Raw genomic sequence first — 18,197 nt, forward strand, 5'->3', positions numbered from 1 at the left:
CCATGGCGCAAACGGTCCTGCCAACTCACACCTCCCCGCCTCTGACAGTTCCCCGCGATCTGCGTAAATCCACGCCACGCGTGGATGAAAGCCACCGAAATCCCTCTGGGGAAAAGCCCCCCTTTGTTAAGGGGGGCGCGCCGATGGCGCAGGGGATAGGAGGAATGCGTGGGCATCCCAACCCGCCATCGGCGGGCTGGGATGCGGAATGCGCGGACCTGAATCTTGCGATTTGGGTTTCGCCCACAGGGCGATACCCAAATCGCAATGATTCAGGTATAAGCTGTTCTCCCGATGGAGACAGACACTACACGCTTGGGTCTGATCGAAGCCGGAGCTCCCCTTTCTGCTCCGGGCGCCGAAGCATCGCCCAACGCCACGACGCTGCATCGCCCCGGATCGGTCCGGCTGCTCTCGCTTGATGCCCACGGACGCGTACTGGACTGGATCACCTGGCAGGACGCAGCCTGCCTCTACGCCCGCGAAGCGGTTGCCTGGACGCTGGGCGATCCCTGCCTGCACATCCACGGCGGTACCAACCGCTTCAGCGGCCTGCAGAGCGGCATGGACCTGCACCCGATCATTGCCGCCCGCGGCCACGCCCGCTCCCGCGCGATCGATCCGACACCGAACCTGACCAACCCGGCCCTGTTCGCCCGCGACGCCCATCTGTGCATGTACTGCGGCCAGCAGTTCAACCGCCCCACGCTCACCCGCGACCACGTCGTGCCGCTGTCCAAGGGCGGCCTGGATTGCTGGGAAAACGTGGTTACCGCCTGCTTCCACTGCAATTCGCGCAAGAGCGACCGCACCCCGCAGCAGGCCGGCATGCCCCTGCTGGCAGTCCCCTACCGGCCCAGCTGGATCGAGCACCTGATCCTGTCCAACCGCAACATCCTGGCCGACCAGATGGCCTTCCTGAAGGCGCAATTGCCCAAGCGGTCGAAACTGAGCACCTGAACGCCCGAAAATGCAACCCTCACCGTCCTGTCACGGGCGGCGGCGTTTGCTTGCCCCACCCCCGTTTGAGGGCGAAAATGGGCGTTCAGAAAAAGTGCGAACATGATGATCGACTCTGCCCGCTATCCCCGCCTCGCGCGCATCCAGACTCCGGATGACCTTCGCACGTTCGACGAATCCGAATTGAGGGCGGTCGCCGACGAACTGCGCGCCTACCTCATCGAATCGGTGGGCAAGAGCGGCGGCCACTTCGCCGCCGGCCTGGGCGTGATCGAGCTCACCGTGGCCCTGCACTACCTCTACCAGACTCCGGTCGATCAGCTGGTCTGGGACGTGGGTCACCAGACCTACCCGCACAAGATCCTGACTGGCCGCCGCGACGAGATCCATACCGTCAAGCAGAAGGACGGCGTCGCGCCGTTCCCGAAGCGCGAGGAAAGCGAGTACGACACCTTCGGCGTCGGCCACTCCTCGACCTCGATCTCGGCGGCACTGGGCATGGCCATCGCCCGCCAGTCCGAAGGCGACGACCGCAAGATCGTGGCCGTGATCGGTGACGGCGCGATGACCGCCGGCATGGCGTTCGAAGCGCTGATGCATGCCGGCGGCATGGAGCCGGAACCGAACCTGCTGGTGATCCTCAACGACAACAACATGTCGATCTCCGAGGCGGTCGGCGGCCTGACCAAGATGCTCGGCCGTGCTACCGGCAGCCGCACGCTCAATGCGCTGCGCGAAGGCGGCAAGAAGATACTCGGTGACAAGAAGAACAACCCGGCGCGCTTCGTGAAGCGCTGGGAAGAACACTGGAAGGGCATGTTCGTGCCGTCCACGATGTTCGAGGAAATGGGTTTCCACTACACCGGCCCGATCGACGGCCACGACATGCCCGCCCTGCTGTCCACGCTGAAGACGCTGCGCGCCTCCAAGGGCCCGAAGCTGCTGCACGTGATGACGACAAAGGGCAAGGGCTACGAGCCGGCTGAAGGCGATCAGATCGGCTACCACGCGGTGGGTCCGTTCGATCCGGACAAGGGCCTGGTGGCCAAGGCCGGTGCCAAGAAGCCGACCTACACCGATGTGTTCAGCGACTGGCTGTGCGATGCCGCCGCCGCCGAACCGCGCCTGTACGGCATCACCCCCGCGATGCGCGAAGGCTCCGGCCTGGTGCGTTTCAGCAAGGAATACCCGCAGCGCTACTTCGACGTGGCCATTGCCGAACAGCACGCGGTCACCCTCGCCGCCGGCATGGCGACCCAGGGGGGCAAGCCGGTGGTGGCGATCTACTCGACCTTCCTGCAGCGCGCGTACGACCAGTTGGTGCATGACGTGGCCATCCAGGACCTGGATGTGCTGTTCGCGATCGACCGCGCCGGCGTGGTCGGCCCGGACGGCGCGACCCATGCCGGCAACCTCGACCTGAGCTTCCTGCGCTGCGTGCCGAACATGGTGGTGATGGCCCCCTCCAACGAAGCAGAATGCCGGCAGATGCTCAGCACCGGCCTGCAGCACCCCGGCCCGGCAGCCGTGCGTTATCCGCGTGGCACCGGCACCGGCGTGGCTGCCGGCACCGACCTGTCCACCCTGCCGATCGGCAAGGGCGAGCTGCGCCTGCAGGGCAGCCGCATCGCCCTGCTGGCCTTCGGCAGCACGGTAGCCGCCGCCGAGCAGGTCGGCCGCGAGCTGGGCCTGAGCGTGGTCAACATGCGTTTCATCAAGCCGCTGGACCGCGAGCTGTTGCTGGCTGTGGCCGCCCAGCACGAGGGCCTGGTGACGATCGAAGACAACGTGGTGGCCGGTGGCGCCGGCTCCGGCGTCGGTGAGCTGCTCAACGCCGAAGGCGTGCTGCGCCCCATCCTGCACCTGGGCCTGCCCGACAGCTACCAGCACCACGCCAGCCGTGAAGACCTGCTGGCCGAAGCCGGTATCGATGCCGCGGGCATCCGCGCGGCGGTACTCAAGCGCTGGCCGCAGCTGGCCGCCGGCACACCGCCGCTCAGCGCGGCCGGCTGAGGCCGATTGCCAATCCGTGGATCCACGCATGGCGTGGATCTACTGCGGAACAGAGGCGCAGACCCACGCCAGATGCAAAGTAGATCGACGCCATGCGTGGATAGCGGGGTCCCAGAACCGGATCTGGCCGGAAGCCCCAACCCTCAGCCGTAGCTGACCGCTTCCACGAAGGCGCCGCTGGCTTCCACCCGCACCGCAGCGCGCTGCCCGGTGTCGACGAAGTGGAGACGTGCAAGGGTCTCGGCGAAATCATAGGCTCTGGCACCGTCGCGGAACTCGATCGGTTCGGGCCGGTCCGGGTGCAGCACGCGCCATTGGCGTTGCTCGCATTGCAGGCGGATCAACATGCAGCTCACTCCTTGAGGCAGCGTATCGACGGTGGCGGGATGGGCGTGCCGGTTACGGCAGACTTCATCGCGACGGATCAGGGGCACGCAGGGGTGCCCTGATTCGCAGAAGATACGACGTTCAAAATGTGAGCTGTATCAGATTATTCTGATTTTCGAGGGGCGCGCTCAATTCACCTGGAACTGCGCCCGGCAGCCGTCGCTGACCCAGATGCCACGGCGGTCCCAGCCCCACGTCTGGCCTTCGATGCAGGCACTGCGTGAATCCTGGCGGACCAGGCGCACGCCACGGCGGATGCGGGCATCGCAGTATTCCTGGCGGTGACCGTTGGAATGGCAGGTGATCACCTCGCCCCCGCCCCAGCCATTGCCACCATTGCCCCAGCCGTTGCCACGGCCACCACCCCAGCCACCGCCGCGGCGGTACTCGCCGACGAACTCGGCACGGCAGCCCTGGGTGACCCAGACGCCGTAGCGCGATTGCCCCCAGGTCTCGCCTTCCACGCACGGCGAGCCGGACAACTGGCGGATCATCCGGGCACGGCCTTCCAGGCGGCATTCATTGCTGCGGTTCTTGATCGATTCGCAGCGTACGATGCCGCCGCCGTCGCGACCGCCATAGCGATCGTCGTCATAGCCGTAGCCATAGCTCTGCGCCTGCGCGCCGCCCGCGGCGGCCAACATCGGCAGCAGCGTGCAGGCCAGGGCGCGCCAGGTGAGTGCCTTGCCCATCGGAATCTCCACATGAATACGATGGCGCAAGCATCCGGGATTCGCGGCGCGGCGGACAGGGGGCGCCCCCAAGGCGGTTCTTTCCCCATTCAAACAGCTCAACCGTGGCTGACTGCACCTCGGCCGGGTGGTGTCAACGTCCGAAGTGGAGTGCGTCCACGGAATTGCCAAGCGCCTCGACCCGTACCGTGCTGCACTGGCCGGTGCGGCGGTGGTGCTCCTGGGCCCGCGCTGCGGCGTCATCGAAGGCCTCGGCACCCCGTGCATAACGGGTTGCGTCATGCGCCTGCGGGTCCAGTACGGACCAGTGCCGGGCATTGCATTGAACGGTAATGACCATTGGAGACTCCTGCGGAATGGGTCAAGCCGGCGACGGAAGGCCCTGAGCACCGGTACCCCATCAGGCTAGCGATCGCCTCCGGGATGGCCCATCAGATTTGTACGAAAATGCCGCGCCGCGCTGTCAGGGCGCCCCGCCATCACATCCCTGAGGCCGTTTAGTGAGTCCCCTTTCGTGACCCTTGTCACGGAGTTGGCGGAGCTTCACACTACCGTCACCAACAGGGGCCCCTTCCACATGCGCACCTTCTTCTCGCAGCAGCGTTGGACGCTGCTGAAGTTCTACTTCGTGGCCAGCTACCTCGTGCTGATCGAGGAACTGATCCGCGCCGCCATGCACTGAGCGCTTGCTGCAGGGCTATTTGCGGCAGACACTGTCGCTTTAGGCACGGAGCCCGCCCGATGAAAGCGCTTCTTCTGATTCCAGCCCTGCTGGTGCTGTCCGCCTGTGCCAACCAGCATCAGGCCGCTGCGCGTGCCGATACGGCGGCCACTTCGCCTGCCACGCCGAAGATGGGTGGCGACCGCGATGCCCACGGTTGCATCGGTTCGGCCGGCTACCAGTGGTGCGAGCACAGCCAGCGTTGCGAACGTCCGTGGGAACTGGCGCAGGCACAGGGTCTGGCCCACACCGCCGAAGCCATCGATGCCTACTGCGCGAAGCCGGCCAGCCCGGCGCGCAAGTGAGTCGCGCCGCTCATGGCTGAGCTGAGTCCGCTAACCACCCTGGCCCCGGGCCGCTACCGCCACTTCAAGGGCGGCGAGTACGAAGTGCTCGACATCGTCCGCAGCAGTGAGACCCTGCAGCCGATGGTGCTGTACCGCGCGCTGTATGGCGAAGGTGGCCTGTGGGTACGCCCGTACGCCATGTTCGTCGAGCAGGTGCCGGGCGAGCACGGACCGCAACCGCGTTTCGCCCGCATCGACGCATGATGGCTCCGCTGCCGGCCTTGGCCGGCAGCGCGCGGCAACGCGGTGGGCCTGCGCTACAGTCGTACCGTCCAGTCGGTTTCTTCCCGCCACGCCGGTATCCGCTCCTGTTCGCGCTGCAAGGCAGCAGACCGCGTGCGCCAATCACTGCTGCGGGCCACCATCGAAGTAGCCTGCCGTAATGGCTTGGCTGCTGGTGGATGAAGCCACCGGCGCGCTGATCGGCGATTTCGAAGCGCGGGCAACCCGATGGAACCAGCGCTGCCTGCACTTGACGTCCTGGAAGCGTGCGATGCTGGCCGAATCCTGGCGACGCCAACGGTACGCGGCGCGCTGCACGCTGCCAATGGCTGCTGGGCCACGGCCTACCCGCTGGACGCGCAGGAACGTGCCAGCGCATTGACCATGGCCGAACAGGCGCTGAAACTGAGCGCAATGAGCTGGAGCGGTCAATGAATTCCTATCTCTACCTTGCCGCTGCCATCGTGCTGGAAGTGATTGCCACATCACTGCTGAAGGCGTCCGACGGCATGAGCCGGCTGGCGCCGACACTGGGCGCACTGGTCGGCTATGGACTGTGCTTCTACCTGTTGTCGATGACCATGAAGTCGATCCCGACCGGCATCGCCTACGCGATCTGGTCCGGCGTCGGCATCGTGCTGATCTCGCTGATCGGGCTGGTGGTGTTCAAGCAGCGCCTGGATGCACCCGCGCTGATCGGCATCGGCCTGATCTGCGCCGGTGTACTCGTGATCAACCTGTTTTCGCGCAGCAGCGCGCACTGAGCACACTGCTGCGCGATCAACGCTAGCTGACCTTCTTGGCCACGGTCATGCCGAGCAGGAACAGCACCACGGCGATGATGATGCCGGCCCAGAACAGGAACTTGGCGATGCCGACCGAGGCACCGGCGATGCCACCGAAGCCGAGCACGCCTGCGATCACACCGATGATGGCGAAGATGATGGCCCACTTGATCATGTCAAACCTTTCCCTGCGGGGACTGCGTACTGGATGATCAGGCTAGGCCGTCACCGATGCGGCAGTCGTGAACAGGCCGCGTGCGCGGCGTGAATCAGCGCGGACGAAAGCGCAGCAGCGCGACGGCAAACGCCAGGAACACGCTACCGACCAACCGCTCGAACCAGCGTCGCGCAAAGGGTTCGGCCAGCCAGCGGCGCAGGCCATGGCCACCGGCTGCATACATCACGTACCAGAACAGTTCGCAAGCGGCGAAGGTGGCCACCAGCACGCTGTACTGAAACGCCTGGCCACGTGACGGGTCAACGAACTGCGGCAGGAACGCCGCCGCGAACAGCAGCAGCTTGGGATTGCTCAGGCCCACCAGAAGGCCACCACGGAACACGGTCCAGGCACCAAGCGTCGGCATCATCGGCAGTGCGGCATCCACCGTCACCGTAGGCGCGGGACGGCAGCTGTCGCGCCATGCCTTCAGGCCCAGCCAGGCCAGGTAGGCCACGCCCAGATAGCGCAGCACTTCGAACAGCATCGGCGAGGAATGAAGCAATGCGCTCAGGCCAGCAGCGGACGCGGCCAGCACCAGCAGCATCGCCAGCAGGCAGCCGGCCATCGCCGGTACACTGCCGCGGAAGCCGAGTCCGACGCTGCGGCCGAGGATATGCAGCATGTTCGGCCCCGGCGTGCCACACAGAACGAACACCGTGGCGAGGAACCACCACCAGGTATGCAGGGCCATGGCGCACATCCGCTTCAGAAGACCGTACCAGCATAGAGTGCGTCTGCAACGCGCGGCACATACAGCACAGCGTGGATGTGGTGGTTACAGAGGCAGGCTCAGGCCGCGTGCGCGTCGCGCCGTACCAGTACCTGGTCGATCAGGCCCCATTCGCATGCCTGCTCGGCACTCATGAAACGATCGCGGTCCAGGGTCTGCTCGACCTCCTCGACACTGCGTCCGCAATGCTGCGCATACAGCCGGGTGATGCGCTGCTTGGTGCGCTGCATTTCCTCGGCGTGGATGAAGATGTCCGAAGCCTGGCCCTGCACCCCGCCCAGCGGCTGGTGCACGTGCAGGCTGGCATTGGCCAACGCCGCGCGGTGACCCGGCTCGCCGGCCATCAGCAGGAACGACCCCATCGACCGCGCGGTGCCCATGCACAGCGTATGCACCGGAGCAGAGATGTATTGCATCGTGTCGTACATCGCCAAGCCGCTGGAAATGACTCCGCCTGGCGAGTTGATGTACAGATGGATCGGCTTCTCCGGGTTTTCCGATTCCAGGAACAGCAGTTGCGCGCAGACCAGCGCCGATACGGTGTCATCGACTTCGCCGTTGAGAAAGATGATGCGCTCGCGCAGCAGCCGCGAGTAGATGTCATAGGAACGCTCGCCGCGCTCGCTGCGTTCCACCACCATCGGTACCAGCTGCATCCTGTCCCGCATGTGCCTGCTCCTTGTCCGGTGGGATTGAGGCGTCGCCTCACGCCGCGCGCATCATGGTGCGATGATCGTCGTTGGCGGCCAACGGCCGCAGCGCGCGCAGGTCGGTGAGCCGATGCACGATGGTCAGCACCGTTCCCCCGCCGTCATCCGCGCGCAGCCGGAAACACACCTGGCTGTGCAGATGCGGGGGATGCGCATCGCGCAGGTGGAACCCCAGCTCCCGCCCCTCCTCGCGCAGGCAAGGCTGCGGATCGGCAAGATCGGCCGCAGGCAACCAGCGCTCACGCAGCGCCGGGTCCAACAGTGCGCGCCAGACCCGTTCCGGTGGCGCTGGCAGCCACTGCTCCATCACCAACGCAGGAGCCGCTTCGTTCAGAACGTCGTCCATCAATCCATCTCCTTCAGCAGATCCTGCAAGGCATCCATACGCGCGGGCCAGTAGGCCCGGTAGCGCTGCAACCAGCGTCCGATGTGAGCCAGCCCGCGCGGATCGACCTCGTAGTAGACGAAGCGGCCTTGGCGCTGTTCGCTCACCAGCCCGGCATCGCGCAGCACCGCCAGGTGCTGGGACATCGCAGACTGGCTGATCGCCATGCCCTCGCGCAGCGCGCTGGCATGCTGCCCGCCCTCGGCCAGCTTTTCGAAGATGTGGCGGCGGGTGGGGTCGGCCAGCGCTTTGAAGAGGGCGTTCTCGATCATGACCAATACATTAGCAATCACTAATGTGTAGTGCAACTCCCGCATCGGCTGTGCTGCAATGACGGCTCCCCGGCATGGAGCTGTGCATGAAGACCCTTGGCCTGATCGGCGGCATGAGCTGGGAAAGCTCGGCGCAGTATTACCGGCTCATCAACGAGGACGTGCGGCAGCGCCTCGGTGGCGCACATTCGGCGCAGCTGCTGCTGTGGTCGGTGGACTTCGCCCCGATCAAGCAGCTGCAGCACGACGGCGACTGGGATGCACTGGGCGACCACATGGTTGAGGCCGCACGGCGCCTGCAGGCCGGTGGTGCCGAACTGCTGCTGGTCTGCACCAACACCATGCACCAACTGGCCGACCGCATCGAGGCGGCCTGCCCACTGCCACTGCTGCATATCGCCGACCCCACCGCCCAGGCCATCGTGCAGGCAGGGGCGCGAAAGGTGGGCCTGCTCGGCACCGCCTTCACCATGGAGCAGGACTTCTACCGCGGCCGGCTGCAGGATCGCTTCGGATTGGAGGTCCTGGTTCCCGAAGCCGATGATCGTCGCAGCGTGCACGACATTATCTACCAGGAACTGATCGCCGGCGTGGTCAGCGAACACTCACGACAGGTCTACGCCGGCGTGATCGAGAGACTGGTCGCGCGCGGCGCCGAGGCCATCATCCTCGGCTGTACCGAGATCATGCTGCTGGTACGGCCGGAGGACAGCACAGTGCCGCTGTTCGATACCACTGCACTGCATGCGCGGGCCGCCGTGGACGCGGCGCTGGCGTGAATCAAAGCGCGCCGGAACGCGGAATCAGTCCGCGCCCTGCACTTCCAGCGCGGTGATCAGCCATTCGACCACCGCCTGGGAATCGCACAGGAAGAAGATGGCATCGCCGGAGCGCGCTTCGGTAAGCAGGCGATAGACCGTGATCGCCACCGCCGACTGGTTGGCGATGAACACTTCCGGGCTGCGCGGCCCTTCGCTGTGGCCAGCAACCGCGTGCAGCGCCTTGCGTGCGGCCACGGTCGCAACCGGGTCCGCGCTGCGGGTCAGTTCCGGCCCGCGCAGGCCCCAGGCAGTGAACACGTGCTTGCCCTTGAACGTGGTGTCCAGGACCCGCACCTCGGCGCCGCCTGCGTCGGCCGAGCGATGAATGACGGTACTGCTGATCAACGCAACCCCCTGTGGTCGTCGTGGTCCGCGCATCCTCCCGCACAGGCCGCCCGCACACCAGTGACGGCAGCCACAGGCTGCGCCGACAGGCGTGGAAGACATGTAAGAAGGTGTAAGCCGATGCGATCGGATGTGCAGCGATGATACGGGATGTAAGCCTCTGCTTGGGCCCGTGCGCACTACTAAATCCTTACTGAGCCACTTCCGGAACGATGCGTTCCGACGGCCCCGTGCTGGGTCATTCTTGCCGCCCGAATCCCCCGCTCGAGGCTCCCCATGACCCTTCGCCCGCTGCTGCCGATCACCGGTGCCGTCCTTGCCCTGCTGCTGGCCGCCACCGCCGTGGCCGCCCAGGACCACGACACTGATCACATTCCAGCGCTGCGCTGCGAATCCCAGTTCAACAAGACCGAGCAATGCCCCATTGAGGGCCCGATGCGCCTGGCCAGGCAACTGTCGGTCACCCGCTGCGTGGAGAACCAGAACTGGGGCCAGAGCCGCCGCACGTTATGGGTGACCGACGGCTGCCGCGCCGAGTTCGTCGCCGACGGATACGGGCGCTGGCCGGGACGTGGCCGTGGCCGTGATCGCGACAACGAGGGTGAACGCCTGGTCTGCGAGTCCTACGAGAACAAGGACAAGGAGTGCCGCATCCGCGTCCGCCACGAGGTGCGGCTGGTCAAGCAGAAATCGGTGACGACCTGCATCGAGGACCGCAACTGGGGCTGGGACCGTCGCGGCGTGTGGGTCAGCGACGGCTGCCGTGCCGAGTTCCGGGTGTATTGACTGCCTGCCACGCGCTGGCTGTGGCGCATGCGCGGACACGGCCGACGTGATCGATAGACTGGGCGCAACCAGCCCAGGAGCTTCGATGGTGCCGCCCGATCCTTCCTCGACGACGCTGCATATCCGCGAGGCAATGCCCGCCGACGTTCCCGCGTTGATCGCGCTCGACAGCGTTGCGGCCCACGATCCGCGGCGCGCACGGCAGATCAGCGACTGGCAGGCCAGCGGTGGCATGCACGTGGCCGAACGGTCCGGCCAGCTGGCCGGTTACCTGGTCATCCATCGTCATTTCTTCGGCGAAGCCTTCGTCGAGATGCTCATGGTGGCGCGCGAACAACGCAGACAGGACGCCGGCGCCGCCCTGCTGCGCCATGCCATCGCGCTGCAGGGGCAAGGCAAGCTGTTTACTTCGACGAATGCATCCAACACCAGCATGCAACGCCTGCTCGCCGCCTCGGGTTTCATCGAAAGTGGCATCGTGCATGGATTGGACGAAGGCGATCCGGAACTGATCTACTGCTTTGCCGGCAGCAGATCGAGATACACGGCCACCTTGGCGTCCAGCAGGTCCATCAACAGCGGATCCATGCAGCGATAGTCGTCGGGGATGTCCAGGCAATGCAGGCGCTTGTGTTCCAGCAGTCGCGCGTACGTGGCCTGCAGGCGATGCTGGTGCTTGGCCTCCATCGCGAAGATGACATCGGCCCAGCGGATATCCGCCGGGCCGATGGGGCGTCGTGCGTGCGGGCTGGTACCGGCCGACAGCGCGTTGAAGCCGGGCCGCCGTCGCCACATGGCTTCGGCGGTCGGGCTGCGCAGCTGGTTGCGGCTGCAGACGAACAGCAGGTTGATCATTCCTGTTCCTGCAGTTGGCGGGCACTGAGGACCGGATAGGTGAAGCCCAGCTGGCGTGCGCGCGCGAGCTTGGCATCGCGCGTATACAGCAGCTTCCAGTTCTTCTCGGGCTTGTAGCTGTAGGCGGTCGTGGCGCGGTCGCCACCATGGTTGCGGGCCTGGCTGCGACGCCAGGCACGGTTTCTTGCAGATTCCATGATGTGTTCTCGTGAGTACCGGGTTCAGCAGCCGCGGTAGTACGAGTGGCGCGCAGCATACACCGCACGCACAAAAAAAACTCACGCATCGCTGCGCGGGCTTCTTGATTCATCACAGTGGTCGGGACGGCCGGATTCGAACCGACGACCCTCTGTCCCCAGGCATCATCACTGGTTGCCCCATCCCGTTGATCTATAAGGGTTTCAGGCCTGCACCGGGCCTCCCATAAGTGCCGATTGAGGCCCAATTCAATCAATTACTTCCGCGCTGATAGGGTTGCAGCCACCGGGACTAAACATGGCTCCGCATCTGCTGCGGCCCTGCCCTCATCTACGCCCTACGGGCGTCGCTCGGACGGAGCTTGGTCACCGGCGGCGGCTTGGCGGGCTCCAATGACCGCACCCTCCTGCCTCGGACTATTCCGGCGGAGAAAAACCGTGTGCTTGACCCAAAACGAAAAACTTGTACGCGTTCGGGAATCGAACAGCGCCTGGATGTGAGCTGGCCGCCAACTCTAGTGCGTACGAAAGAGATGAGACATTCTTGCCGGGGACCGGCGGATGCCGCAGCGCCATGCCCTTGTCGTCAGTAAAATGAGTGAACTCGTGGACCATCGTGCCAACCTTTGAGGGTTCACCAATGTGATTGGCAGGCAGCATAGATAGGGACCAAAATACAGGGCATGCGTGAATTACGTATGGAGCACCTGACTGCACATAAGCAATGGTGTCTGCCGGCACTTCGTCAGCATTGCACCGGCAGGAGAGGGACACCGGCGGCTTCGGGGTCACTCCGTCTCCCGAAATTCTCCAGATGATCGCCATCAAAGTGCTATCAACCAGCGCATCATCTTCGTTGACATCTTCACCGGCAACGACGTTGACGTCCGGGCCATGCTCCCCGAAGTAGCGCGTATAGTGAACTGAGGGGCTGAACCTCAGCCACAACTCAGTTTCAGATGTTGTATCGACCTCAGTCATCTGCTGGAGCTGGCTCAGCGCATTTCCTGCACCAATCGTTACCCCAGCCAATACACTCTGAAAAATTGCACTTTTTTGGCCGAAGGCGGGGTGCCAGCCGGATCGACACATGCCACAGGTTCAAGAAACTCCCCCGCCCGGGCTTGCTTCATTGTTCTTCCAGTAACGGGTACAACAACCGTGCGGGGTGCGGGATACGCACTTTGCCACTTGCCTGATTGCCGCTTTATGGGCCCAGCTTCCGCATTCCTGCCGTCGGCGGTGCGATAGGAAATCGGGGCTCGCAAGCCAATGGTGTAACTCAGCCCTGGCGACAGACTATAGCCACTTGCAAGATTTATATCTAGGCTGAAACTGCCGCCAGGAGGTATGGACAAAGAACTCGGAGTTTCGGAGAGCGTATCCCTCATTATCCCGAAGAACTGGACTTCGCGCCCATCCTGCTGTTTCACTATGAAGGGATCATCCAACAACATTTTGCGAGCATTGAGCGTCGGCAGAGAAGACTCAGCGACTACCGCAACCTGGTCACCGACATTCGAGAGCTTCAACGCGATTGAAGTTTCTCCCAGGTCGCCCTTCAGCGGAACTATTTCGACTTGTAGCCGAGCGTCGGCCATCGCAACATTGCTGCTACAAAGCGCGATGAACAGCATTGCCACTTTAATGGGTGATTTCATTCCGCCACCCGCCTTCTTCCATGATTCAAGATGCGTTATTAACATACAGATCAGCATTTTCCAACCCGAACCTCAGCCATCGATCTGTAGGACTTCCCCCGAACCGCAGATTAAATTTTCGAACCGCCATAAGAATCACGTTTTTGCAGGCACTGACCTCCAGGATCTTTTGCTACCGCGCCTACGCCACTGTGCCGAGCTCGGCCATGATCGCAAAGGCCATCGCCGGCGAGACCGTTGGACTTCAGTGAAGCGTCGAAGAACTACGCCTTTCGCCTGGCAATCGAGCGCATCAGCGGAGAGCCGCGAGTTCCAGGACGTCCGCGAGTCAATCAGCTTGGATCGGCATGCATCAGGTGTCACTCAAGGAGATCCGCAGGCTTGGCGGTGCTCTTCCACACAACCGTCGAGGTTGGTCGGAAGAACAAGTGCAGCACCTTCTCACACACAGCTCGCCGGCGATGACCGAGGTGTATCTGGAAGGCCACGAAAGGCCGTTGAGCGAGATCAACACGGGCATCCTCGCCATTCGATAGGGTGGCGATAGGGTGCACAACGAAAAAGGGCCTGCACCGTATGGCGCAAGCCCTTGTTCTATCGCTGCTTTTGGTCGGGACGGCCGGATTCGAACCGACGACCCTCTGCCCCCCAGGCAGATGCGCTACCAGGCTGCGCTACGCCCCGACTGATGCTGCGATGTGCCCGCCAGTGCGGCGGGCCGTGAAGTATAGCGGATTACGATGGAAATGGGATCAGCGGCGCAACAACTGCAGCACTTCTTCCAGCTCCATGCGTACCTGCTTGATGATCTGGTTGCTCAGCGCCGATTCCTCGCGGGCATCGGGGCCGTCCAGACGCAGGCGTGCACCCCCGATGGTGTAGCCCTGTTCGTACAGCAGGCTGCGGATCTGCCGCACCATCAGCACGTCATGGCGCTGGTAGTAGCGGCGGTTGCCTCGGCGCTTGGCCGGCTCAAGGCTGGGAAACTCGGTTTCCCAGTAGCGCAGGACGTGCGGCTTGACGTCGCACAGCTCGCTGACTTCACCGATGGTGAAGTAGCGCTTGGCCGGGATCGGCGGTAGTTCGCGGTTACTGCCCGGATCCAGCATAAGCTTCCACCCTCTCCTTGAGCTTCTGGCCCGGACGGAAGGTGACCACCGTACGGGCGGAAATCGGAATTTCCTCGCCGGTCTTGGGGTTGCGACCCGGGCGCTGGTTCTTGCGCCGCAGATCGAAATTACCGAAGCCCGACAGCTTCACCTGACGTCCCTGTTCCAATGCTTCACGCAGCACATCGAAAAACGCGTCGACGAATTCCTTGGCTTCCCGCTTGTTCAGACCGACTTCGTCGAACAGCTTTTCCGCCATCTCCGCCTTGGTCAATGCCATTGCCTGCTACCCCCGAGTGCTGCCCGCTCAGCCGCGGATCCGGGCGTGGTGTTCACGCTCGATGGCAGTGACCGCCTCGGCCACCACCGCTTCCACGTCGCGGTCCGTCAGAGTGCGCGACTTGTCCTGCAAAATCAAGCCCATAGCGAGACTCTTGAATCCCGGCTCGACGCCCTGGCCGACATAGCGGTCGAACAGGTTCAGGTCGCGCAGCAGCGGGCCGGCGGCCTGGCGGACGGTCGCCGCCAGATCGGCCCAGGCCACCTGTTCAGGCACCAGGAACGCCAGGTCGCGGCGCACCGCCGGGAAGCGCGACAGTTCGCCGGCACGCGGCAGGCGGCGGGCGGTCAGCGGTTCCAGGTCCAGTTCGAAGGCGTAGACGTCGGCTTCGATGTCCATCGCCCTGGCCAGGCGCGGGTGAACCTGGCCGATCCAGCCGATCGCCACGCCATCGCGCAACACCTCGGCCGAACGCGCCGGGTGGCCGTAGGCGCGGGTGGACGGACGGAACTCCAGCTGCGCGCCACTGGCGGCCGCCAGCGATTCGAGGTCACCCTTCAGGTCATGGAAATCGACCTTGCGGGTCGGCAGGCCCCACTGCACCGCCTGCGCATCACCGCAGACCGCAGCGGCCACGCGCGGGGTTTCCAGCGGTGCCGGCTGGCTTCCGCCAAGCGACGCATCTCCGGCCTGCTGGGCGAACACCCGACCCAGCTCGAACAGGCGCACGCGGCCGAGCTGGCGAGCGGCATTGCGGCCTAGGGTGGCAACCAGGCCCGGCAGCAGCGACGGGCGCATCACCGCCAGTTCGGCCGACAGCGGGTTGGCCAGCGGCACCAGGGCGTCGCGCAGCTGCCACTGGGCCAGCAGTGCGTCGTCGACGAAGGCGAAATTGACGGTTTCCTGCAGGTCGCGAGCGATCAGCTGGCGGCGCACGCTCAGCGCGTCCAGCTGGGTCTCGCTCGGCATCGCCACGCGCGAGGCACCGCCCGGCAGCGTGGTCGGGATCTGCTCGTAACCGTGGATGCGGGCCAGTTCTTCGATCAGGTCCTCTTCGATGGCGATATCGAAGCGGCGGCTCGGCGCGGTGACCTGCCAGCCGTCGGCGGTGGCGGCCACGTCCATGCCCAGCGCACGCAGGATGCGCTCGACTTCGGCATCGTCAATGGTGATGCCAAGCACGCGGGTGATGCGCGTGCGGCGCAGCACGACCGTGGCCGGCTGCGGCAGATCGGCCTCGCGCACAGCTTCGGTGACCGGCGCCGGGGTACCGCCGGCGAGGTCCAGCACCAGGCGGGTGGCGTACTCGATCGCGGTACGCGGCAGTGCCGGATCGACACCGCGCTCGAAGCGGTGGCCGGCATCGGTGTGCAGGCCCAGCTTGCGGCCACGGCCCATGATCGCGGCCGGCGCGAAGTGCGCGGCCTCCAGGAACACGGCGGTGGTAGCGTCGGTGACACGGGTGTCGAAGCCGCCCATCAGGCCGGCCAGGCCGACCGCACGATCGGCGTCGGTGACCACCAGGAAGCTGTCGTCCAGCGCGGCATCGCGGCCGTCCAGCAGCTTCAGCGTCTCGCCCGCGCGCGAACGGCGCACGGCAATGCTGCCCTGCAGGGTGGCCAGGTCGTAGGCATGCATCGGCTGGCCCAGTTCCAGCATCACGTACTGGGTGATGTCGACCAGCAGCGAGACCGGACGCACGCCACTGCGGCGCAGGCGCTCGGCCATCCACAGTGGGGTCTTGGCGGCAGCGTTGACGCCCTCGATCACACGGCCCAGATAACGCGGCGCTTCGGCGCCAGCGTCGAGCTGGATGGCCAGCTCACGGCTGCCGGCAGCCGGAATGGCGCCGGCGACGAAATCCAGCACTTCACTGCGGGTAGCGGCGGCGACGTCGTAGGCGATGCCGCGCAGGCTGAAGCAGTCGGCGCGGTTCGGGGTCAGCTTGATTTCGATACTGGCGTCCGGCAGGCCCAGGTACTCGACCAGGGCCTGGCCGACCGGGGCGTCATCGGGCAGTTCCAGCAGGCCGGAGGCATCGTTGTCCAGGCCCAGCTCCTTGGCCGAGCACAGCATGCCGTTGGACTCGACGCCGCGCAGCTTGGCCGGCTTGATCTTCAGCTCGCCGATCTGCGCACCGACCATCGCCAGTGGCGCGACCAGGCCCGCGCGGGCGTTCGGCGCACCGCAGACGATCTGCAGCAGCTCGCCCTGCCCGGCATCGACCTTGCACACCTGCAGGCGATCGGCTTCCGGGTGGCGCGCGGCCTCGACGATGCGTGCCACGACCACGTGATCGAGGCCTTCGCCCAGCGCGGTTACTTCTTCCACTTCCAGGCCGATGGCGGTCAGCACCGCGCTCAGCTCATCGCGCGAGGCGGAGGTCGGGACGTGGCTGCGCAGCCAGTTTTCGGAGAATTTCATGGTGTCACCCTGGTGGGAGGCGTGCCTCCCGTTGCGGTTTTTGTGGTCGCCCAGCGCATGCGCAAGGAGGCGTCCATCCAGAAAGGCAGCCGAGCATGGCCCGGCTCTACACGGTTGCGGCTTACGCGAACTGCTTCAGGAACCGCACATCGTTCTCGAAGAACGCGCGCAGGTCGTTGACGCCGTAGCGCAGCATCGCGAAACGCTCCACGCCCATGCCGAAGGCAAAGCCGGTGTAACGCTCCGGATCGATGCCGACATTGCGCAGCACGTTCGGATGCACCATGCCGCAGCCGAGCACTTCCAGCCAGCGGGTGCTGCCATCGGGCTGCTGCCAGGCGATGTCCACTTCCGCACCCGGTTCGACGAACGGGAAGTAGCTGGGACGGAAGCGCATCTCGAAATCGCGCTCGAAGAACGCGCGCACGAATTCTGCCAGCGTGCCCTTCAGGTCGGCGAAGGTCGAGTGCTCGTCCACCAGCAGGCCTTCGACCTGATGGAACATCGGCGAATGGGTCTGGTCGCTGTCGCTGCGGTACACCTTGCCGGCAGCGATCATGCGCAGCGGCGGCGCGTGGTCGCCCATGTAGCGCACCTGCACACCGGAGGTATGCGTGCGCAGCAGGCGGCCGTCGCCGAAGTAGAAGGTGTCGTGCATGGCGCGCGCCGGGTGGTGCGGCGGGAAATTCAGCGCCTCGAAATTGTGCCAGTCATCCTCGATCTCCGGCCCTTCCGACAGCTCGTAGCCCAGCCGGCCGAAAATACCGGTGATGCGTTCCAGGGTACGGGTGATCGGATGCAGGCCAGCGCGGTCGCCATTGCGGCCCGGCAGGGTGATGTCGATGGCTTCGGCAGCCAGCCGCGCGTCCAGTGCGGCGTCTTCCAGCAGCGCCTTGCGCTCGGCCAGCGCACGGGTCAGTGTGTCGCGGGCCTGGTTGATCGCTTCACCGGCGGCCTTGCGCTCCTCGGCCGGCAGGGCACCGAGCTGCTTGAGCTGCGAGGTGATGCTGCCGCTCTTGCCAAGCAGGGCCACGCGCAGCTGTTCCAGCACGTCAGGGCTCTGTGCGGCGGCCACATCGGCCAGCGCCTGGGTGGTGAGGGATTGGATGTCGCTCATGGGGGGCCGGAACTCCAGTCGATCTGCCATCGCGATGCGCGAAGGGCCGACCCCTGTCGCCACCGCCGTCCCCGCGCTGCCGCTGTGGCCGCACCGGGACCCAAAAAAGAATGGGGAAGGACTTGCGCCCTTCCCCATGCATTGCCTTGACCTGACAC

At 65.0% G+C, this 18,197-nt stretch carries 26 protein-coding genes and 2 tRNA genes; 9 read left to right on the forward strand and 19 right to left on the reverse strand.

Annotated features, from left to right (window positions below; translation table 11 throughout):
* Nucleotides 1–294: 294 nt before the first annotated feature.
* On the forward strand, nucleotides 295–960 hold the full coding sequence (locus AC5P6A_RS14095) for an HNH endonuclease (protein WP_019660544.1): 666 nt from the start codon (nucleotides 295–297) through the stop codon (nucleotides 958–960).
* A 105-nt stretch (nucleotides 961–1,065) separates the two neighbouring features.
* On the forward strand, nucleotides 1,066–2,973 hold the full coding sequence (dxs, locus tag AC5P6A_RS14100) for a 1-deoxy-D-xylulose-5-phosphate synthase (protein WP_032953273.1): 1,908 nt from the start codon (nucleotides 1,066–1,068) through the stop codon (nucleotides 2,971–2,973).
* A 143-nt stretch (nucleotides 2,974–3,116) separates the two neighbouring features.
* On the opposite strand, the gene AC5P6A_RS14105 is transcribed toward dxs, so the two are convergent.
* The 3 genes from AC5P6A_RS14105 to AC5P6A_RS14115 all read right to left on the reverse strand — a co-directional run bounded on the left by AC5P6A_RS14105 (nucleotide 3,117) and on the right by AC5P6A_RS14115 (nucleotide 4,392).
* Nucleotides 3,117–3,320 (reverse strand): hypothetical protein, encoded by a 204-nt coding sequence (locus AC5P6A_RS14105; RefSeq protein WP_005417823.1) that lies wholly within the window; start codon nucleotides 3,318–3,320, stop codon nucleotides 3,117–3,119.
* Between the two features lie 168 nt (nucleotides 3,321–3,488).
* Nucleotides 3,489–4,052: a DUF3011 domain-containing protein gene (locus tag AC5P6A_RS14110; protein ID WP_180876570.1), complete on the reverse strand. Its 564-nt coding sequence runs from the start codon at nucleotides 4,050–4,052 to the stop codon at nucleotides 3,489–3,491.
* Nucleotides 4,053–4,185: 133 nt separating this feature from the next.
* Complete coding sequence (locus tag AC5P6A_RS14115) at nucleotides 4,186–4,392, reverse strand: hypothetical protein (RefSeq protein WP_019660547.1); 207 nt, start codon at nucleotides 4,390–4,392, stop codon at nucleotides 4,186–4,188.
* A gap of 401 nt (nucleotides 4,393–4,793) precedes the next feature.
* Here AC5P6A_RS14115 and AC5P6A_RS14120 point away from each other — a divergent pair, with 401 nt between their 5' ends.
* The 4 genes from AC5P6A_RS14120 (at nucleotide 4,794) to AC5P6A_RS14135 (ending at nucleotide 6,106) form a co-directional block, all read left to right on the forward strand.
* Entirely contained in the window at nucleotides 4,794–5,078 is a 285-nt protein-coding gene (locus AC5P6A_RS14120; protein WP_180876569.1) for a hypothetical protein, read from the forward strand.
* 12 nt (nucleotides 5,079–5,090) lie between these two features.
* Complete coding sequence (locus AC5P6A_RS14125; protein ID WP_346715164.1) at nucleotides 5,091–5,324, forward strand: DUF1653 domain-containing protein; 234 nt, start codon at nucleotides 5,091–5,093, stop codon at nucleotides 5,322–5,324.
* Between the two features lie 246 nt (nucleotides 5,325–5,570).
* Complete coding sequence (locus AC5P6A_RS14130; RefSeq protein ID WP_229301557.1) at nucleotides 5,571–5,777, forward strand: hypothetical protein; 207 nt, start codon at nucleotides 5,571–5,573, stop codon at nucleotides 5,775–5,777.
* Nucleotides 5,774–6,106, forward strand: a complete 333-nt coding sequence (locus AC5P6A_RS14135) for an SMR family transporter (RefSeq protein ID WP_019660551.1) — start codon at nucleotides 5,774–5,776, stop codon at nucleotides 6,104–6,106. Before AC5P6A_RS14130 ends, AC5P6A_RS14135 begins: the two co-directional genes overlap by 4 nt.
* 22 nt (nucleotides 6,107–6,128) lie before the next feature.
* Here the strand turns inward: AC5P6A_RS14135 and AC5P6A_RS14140 are convergent, their stop codons facing one another.
* From AC5P6A_RS14140 to AC5P6A_RS14160, 5 genes are all read right to left on the reverse strand, one after another.
* Nucleotides 6,129–6,302 (reverse strand): DUF1328 domain-containing protein, encoded by a 174-nt coding sequence (locus tag AC5P6A_RS14140; RefSeq protein ID WP_021202178.1) that lies wholly within the window; start codon nucleotides 6,300–6,302, stop codon nucleotides 6,129–6,131.
* A gap of 94 nt (nucleotides 6,303–6,396) precedes the next feature.
* Entirely contained in the window at nucleotides 6,397–7,038 is a 642-nt protein-coding gene (locus AC5P6A_RS14145; RefSeq protein ID WP_019660553.1) for a LysE family translocator, read from the reverse strand.
* A gap of 98 nt (nucleotides 7,039–7,136) precedes the next feature.
* Complete coding sequence (locus tag AC5P6A_RS14150; RefSeq protein WP_111102443.1) at nucleotides 7,137–7,745, reverse strand: ATP-dependent Clp protease proteolytic subunit; 609 nt, start codon at nucleotides 7,743–7,745, stop codon at nucleotides 7,137–7,139.
* Between the two features lie 37 nt (nucleotides 7,746–7,782).
* The gene (locus tag AC5P6A_RS14155) at nucleotides 7,783–8,133 is read right to left on the reverse strand and encodes an SRPBCC family protein (RefSeq protein ID WP_019660555.1); all 351 of its coding nucleotides are present in this window, start codon (nucleotides 8,131–8,133) and stop codon (nucleotides 7,783–7,785) included.
* The gene (locus tag AC5P6A_RS14160) at nucleotides 8,133–8,444 is read right to left on the reverse strand and encodes an ArsR/SmtB family transcription factor (RefSeq protein WP_206621284.1); all 312 of its coding nucleotides are present in this window, start codon (nucleotides 8,442–8,444) and stop codon (nucleotides 8,133–8,135) included. Before AC5P6A_RS14160 ends, AC5P6A_RS14155 begins: the two co-directional genes overlap by 1 nt.
* An 86-nt stretch (nucleotides 8,445–8,530) precedes the next feature.
* Here AC5P6A_RS14160 and AC5P6A_RS14165 point away from each other — a divergent pair, with 86 nt between their 5' ends.
* Nucleotides 8,531–9,223 carry an aspartate/glutamate racemase family protein gene (locus AC5P6A_RS14165; protein WP_026347077.1) on the forward strand — a complete coding sequence of 231 codons (693 nt, stop codon included), beginning with the start codon at nucleotides 8,531–8,533 and terminating at the stop codon, nucleotides 9,221–9,223.
* Between the two features lie 24 nt (nucleotides 9,224–9,247).
* Here AC5P6A_RS14165 and AC5P6A_RS14170 read toward each other — a convergent pair whose 3' ends face one another.
* Nucleotides 9,248–9,643 (reverse strand): hypothetical protein, encoded by a 396-nt coding sequence (locus AC5P6A_RS14170; protein ID WP_019660558.1) that lies wholly within the window; start codon nucleotides 9,641–9,643, stop codon nucleotides 9,248–9,250.
* Nucleotides 9,644–9,886: 243 nt separating this feature from the next.
* Between AC5P6A_RS14170 and AC5P6A_RS14175 the strand changes: the two genes are divergently transcribed.
* On the forward strand, nucleotides 9,887–10,396 hold the full coding sequence (locus AC5P6A_RS14175; protein WP_111102445.1) for a DUF3011 domain-containing protein: 510 nt from the start codon (nucleotides 9,887–9,889) through the stop codon (nucleotides 10,394–10,396).
* Between the two features lie 85 nt (nucleotides 10,397–10,481).
* Complete coding sequence (locus AC5P6A_RS14180) at nucleotides 10,482–10,994, forward strand: GNAT family N-acetyltransferase (RefSeq protein ID WP_258009900.1); 513 nt, start codon at nucleotides 10,482–10,484, stop codon at nucleotides 10,992–10,994.
* Here AC5P6A_RS14180 and AC5P6A_RS14185 read toward each other — a convergent pair.
* The 10 genes from AC5P6A_RS14185 to pheS all read right to left on the reverse strand — a co-directional run bounded on the left by AC5P6A_RS14185 (nucleotide 10,910) and on the right by pheS (nucleotide 18,039).
* Nucleotides 10,910–11,251: an arsenate reductase/protein-tyrosine-phosphatase family protein gene (locus AC5P6A_RS14185; protein WP_180876563.1), complete on the reverse strand. Its 342-nt coding sequence runs from the start codon at nucleotides 11,249–11,251 to the stop codon at nucleotides 10,910–10,912. The two genes, AC5P6A_RS14180 and AC5P6A_RS14185, sit on opposite strands and share 85 nt — an antisense overlap.
* Nucleotides 11,248–11,448, reverse strand: a complete 201-nt coding sequence (locus AC5P6A_RS14190; protein WP_021202185.1) for a hypothetical protein — start codon at nucleotides 11,446–11,448, stop codon at nucleotides 11,248–11,250. Before AC5P6A_RS14190 ends, AC5P6A_RS14185 begins: the two co-directional genes overlap by 4 nt.
* Nucleotides 11,449–11,566: 118 nt before the next feature.
* Nucleotides 11,567–11,636 (reverse strand) — tRNA-OTHER (locus tag AC5P6A_RS14195).
* A 229-nt stretch (nucleotides 11,637–11,865) separates the two neighbouring features.
* A complete protein-coding gene (locus AC5P6A_RS14200) occupies nucleotides 11,866–12,429 on the reverse strand; it encodes a M35 family metallo-endopeptidase (RefSeq protein ID WP_180876562.1) in 564 nt (187 codons plus the stop codon).
* A 38-nt stretch (nucleotides 12,430–12,467) separates the two neighbouring features.
* Nucleotides 12,468–13,109 (reverse strand): hypothetical protein, encoded by a 642-nt coding sequence (locus AC5P6A_RS14205; protein ID WP_171952888.1) that lies wholly within the window; start codon nucleotides 13,107–13,109, stop codon nucleotides 12,468–12,470.
* Between the two features lie 607 nt (nucleotides 13,110–13,716).
* Nucleotides 13,717–13,793: transfer RNA gene (locus AC5P6A_RS14210), tRNA-Pro, on the reverse strand.
* 68 nt (nucleotides 13,794–13,861) lie between these two features.
* On the reverse strand, nucleotides 13,862–14,218 hold the full coding sequence (locus AC5P6A_RS14215; protein ID WP_005410431.1) for a MerR family transcriptional regulator: 357 nt from the start codon (nucleotides 14,216–14,218) through the stop codon (nucleotides 13,862–13,864).
* Entirely contained in the window at nucleotides 14,199–14,498 is a 300-nt protein-coding gene (locus AC5P6A_RS14220) for an integration host factor subunit alpha (protein ID WP_005410432.1), read from the reverse strand. Before AC5P6A_RS14220 ends, AC5P6A_RS14215 begins: the two co-directional genes overlap by 20 nt.
* Nucleotides 14,499–14,525: 27 nt before the next feature.
* On the reverse strand, nucleotides 14,526–16,922 hold the full coding sequence (pheT, locus tag AC5P6A_RS14225) for a phenylalanine--tRNA ligase subunit beta (protein WP_171952890.1): 2,397 nt from the start codon (nucleotides 16,920–16,922) through the stop codon (nucleotides 14,526–14,528).
* Nucleotides 16,923–17,043: 121 nt separating this feature from the next.
* A complete protein-coding gene (gene pheS / locus AC5P6A_RS14230) occupies nucleotides 17,044–18,039 on the reverse strand; it encodes a phenylalanine--tRNA ligase subunit alpha (protein WP_164145054.1) in 996 nt (331 codons plus the stop codon).
* Between the last annotated feature and the right edge of the window lie 158 nt (nucleotides 18,040–18,197).

This window comes from Stenotrophomonas sp. YJH_SMC_20 (genome assembly GCF_059367845.1).

What these genes read in the sequence shown, in the direction of transcription:
- AC5P6A_RS14190 (WP_021202185.1), bottom strand. Translation starts at nt 11,448, where the DNA reads ATGGAATCTGCAAGAAACCGTGCCTGGCGTCGCAGCCAGGCCCGCAAC.
- AC5P6A_RS14135 (WP_019660551.1), top strand. Translation starts at nt 5,774, where the DNA reads ATGAATTCCTATCTCTACCTTGCCGCTGCCATCGTGCTGGAAGTGATT.
- AC5P6A_RS14130 (WP_229301557.1), top strand. Translation starts at nt 5,571, where the DNA reads ATGGAACCAGCGCTGCCTGCACTTGACGTCCTGGAAGCGTGCGATGCT.
- AC5P6A_RS14145 (WP_019660553.1), bottom strand. Translation starts at nt 7,038, where the DNA reads ATGGCCCTGCATACCTGGTGGTGGTTCCTCGCCACGGTGTTCGTTCTG.
- AC5P6A_RS14105 (WP_005417823.1), bottom strand. Translation starts at nt 3,320, where the DNA reads ATGTTGATCCGCCTGCAATGCGAGCAACGCCAATGGCGCGTGCTGCAC.
- AC5P6A_RS14115 (WP_019660547.1), bottom strand. Translation starts at nt 4,392, where the DNA reads ATGGTCATTACCGTTCAATGCAATGCCCGGCACTGGTCCGTACTGGAC.
- pheT (WP_171952890.1), bottom strand. Translation starts at nt 16,922, where the DNA reads ATGAAATTCTCCGAAAACTGGCTGCGCAGCCACGTCCCGACCTCCGCC.
- AC5P6A_RS14150 (WP_111102443.1), bottom strand. Translation starts at nt 7,745, where the DNA reads ATGCGGGACAGGATGCAGCTGGTACCGATGGTGGTGGAACGCAGCGAG.
- AC5P6A_RS14170 (WP_019660558.1), bottom strand. Translation starts at nt 9,643, where the DNA reads ATGCGCGGACCACGACGACCACAGGGGGTTGCGTTGATCAGCAGTACC.
- AC5P6A_RS14155 (WP_019660555.1), bottom strand. Translation starts at nt 8,133, where the DNA reads ATGGACGACGTTCTGAACGAAGCGGCTCCTGCGTTGGTGATGGAGCAG.
- AC5P6A_RS14185 (WP_180876563.1), bottom strand. Translation starts at nt 11,251, where the DNA reads ATGATCAACCTGCTGTTCGTCTGCAGCCGCAACCAGCTGCGCAGCCCG.
- AC5P6A_RS14200 (WP_180876562.1), bottom strand. Translation starts at nt 12,429, where the DNA reads ATGACTGAGGTCGATACAACATCTGAAACTGAGTTGTGGCTGAGGTTC.
- AC5P6A_RS14165 (WP_026347077.1), top strand. Translation starts at nt 8,531, where the DNA reads ATGAAGACCCTTGGCCTGATCGGCGGCATGAGCTGGGAAAGCTCGGCG.
- AC5P6A_RS14095 (WP_019660544.1), top strand. Translation starts at nt 295, where the DNA reads ATGGAGACAGACACTACACGCTTGGGTCTGATCGAAGCCGGAGCTCCC.
- AC5P6A_RS14140 (WP_021202178.1), bottom strand. Translation starts at nt 6,302, where the DNA reads ATGATCAAGTGGGCCATCATCTTCGCCATCATCGGTGTGATCGCAGGC.
- AC5P6A_RS14220 (WP_005410432.1), bottom strand. Translation starts at nt 14,498, where the DNA reads ATGGCATTGACCAAGGCGGAGATGGCGGAAAAGCTGTTCGACGAAGTC.
- AC5P6A_RS14175 (WP_111102445.1), top strand. Translation starts at nt 9,887, where the DNA reads ATGACCCTTCGCCCGCTGCTGCCGATCACCGGTGCCGTCCTTGCCCTG.
- AC5P6A_RS14120 (WP_180876569.1), top strand. Translation starts at nt 4,794, where the DNA reads ATGAAAGCGCTTCTTCTGATTCCAGCCCTGCTGGTGCTGTCCGCCTGT.
- AC5P6A_RS14125 (WP_346715164.1), top strand. Translation starts at nt 5,091, where the DNA reads ATGGCTGAGCTGAGTCCGCTAACCACCCTGGCCCCGGGCCGCTACCGC.
- pheS (WP_164145054.1), bottom strand. Translation starts at nt 18,039, where the DNA reads ATGAGCGACATCCAATCCCTCACCACCCAGGCGCTGGCCGATGTGGCC.
- AC5P6A_RS14160 (WP_206621284.1), bottom strand. Translation starts at nt 8,444, where the DNA reads ATGATCGAGAACGCCCTCTTCAAAGCGCTGGCCGACCCCACCCGCCGC.
- AC5P6A_RS14180 (WP_258009900.1), top strand. Translation starts at nt 10,482, where the DNA reads ATGGTGCCGCCCGATCCTTCCTCGACGACGCTGCATATCCGCGAGGCA.
- AC5P6A_RS14110 (WP_180876570.1), bottom strand. Translation starts at nt 4,052, where the DNA reads ATGGGCAAGGCACTCACCTGGCGCGCCCTGGCCTGCACGCTGCTGCCG.
- dxs (WP_032953273.1), top strand. Translation starts at nt 1,066, where the DNA reads ATGATCGACTCTGCCCGCTATCCCCGCCTCGCGCGCATCCAGACTCCG.
- AC5P6A_RS14205 (WP_171952888.1), bottom strand. Translation starts at nt 13,109, where the DNA reads ATGAAATCACCCATTAAAGTGGCAATGCTGTTCATCGCGCTTTGTAGC.
- AC5P6A_RS14215 (WP_005410431.1), bottom strand. Translation starts at nt 14,218, where the DNA reads ATGCTGGATCCGGGCAGTAACCGCGAACTACCGCCGATCCCGGCCAAG.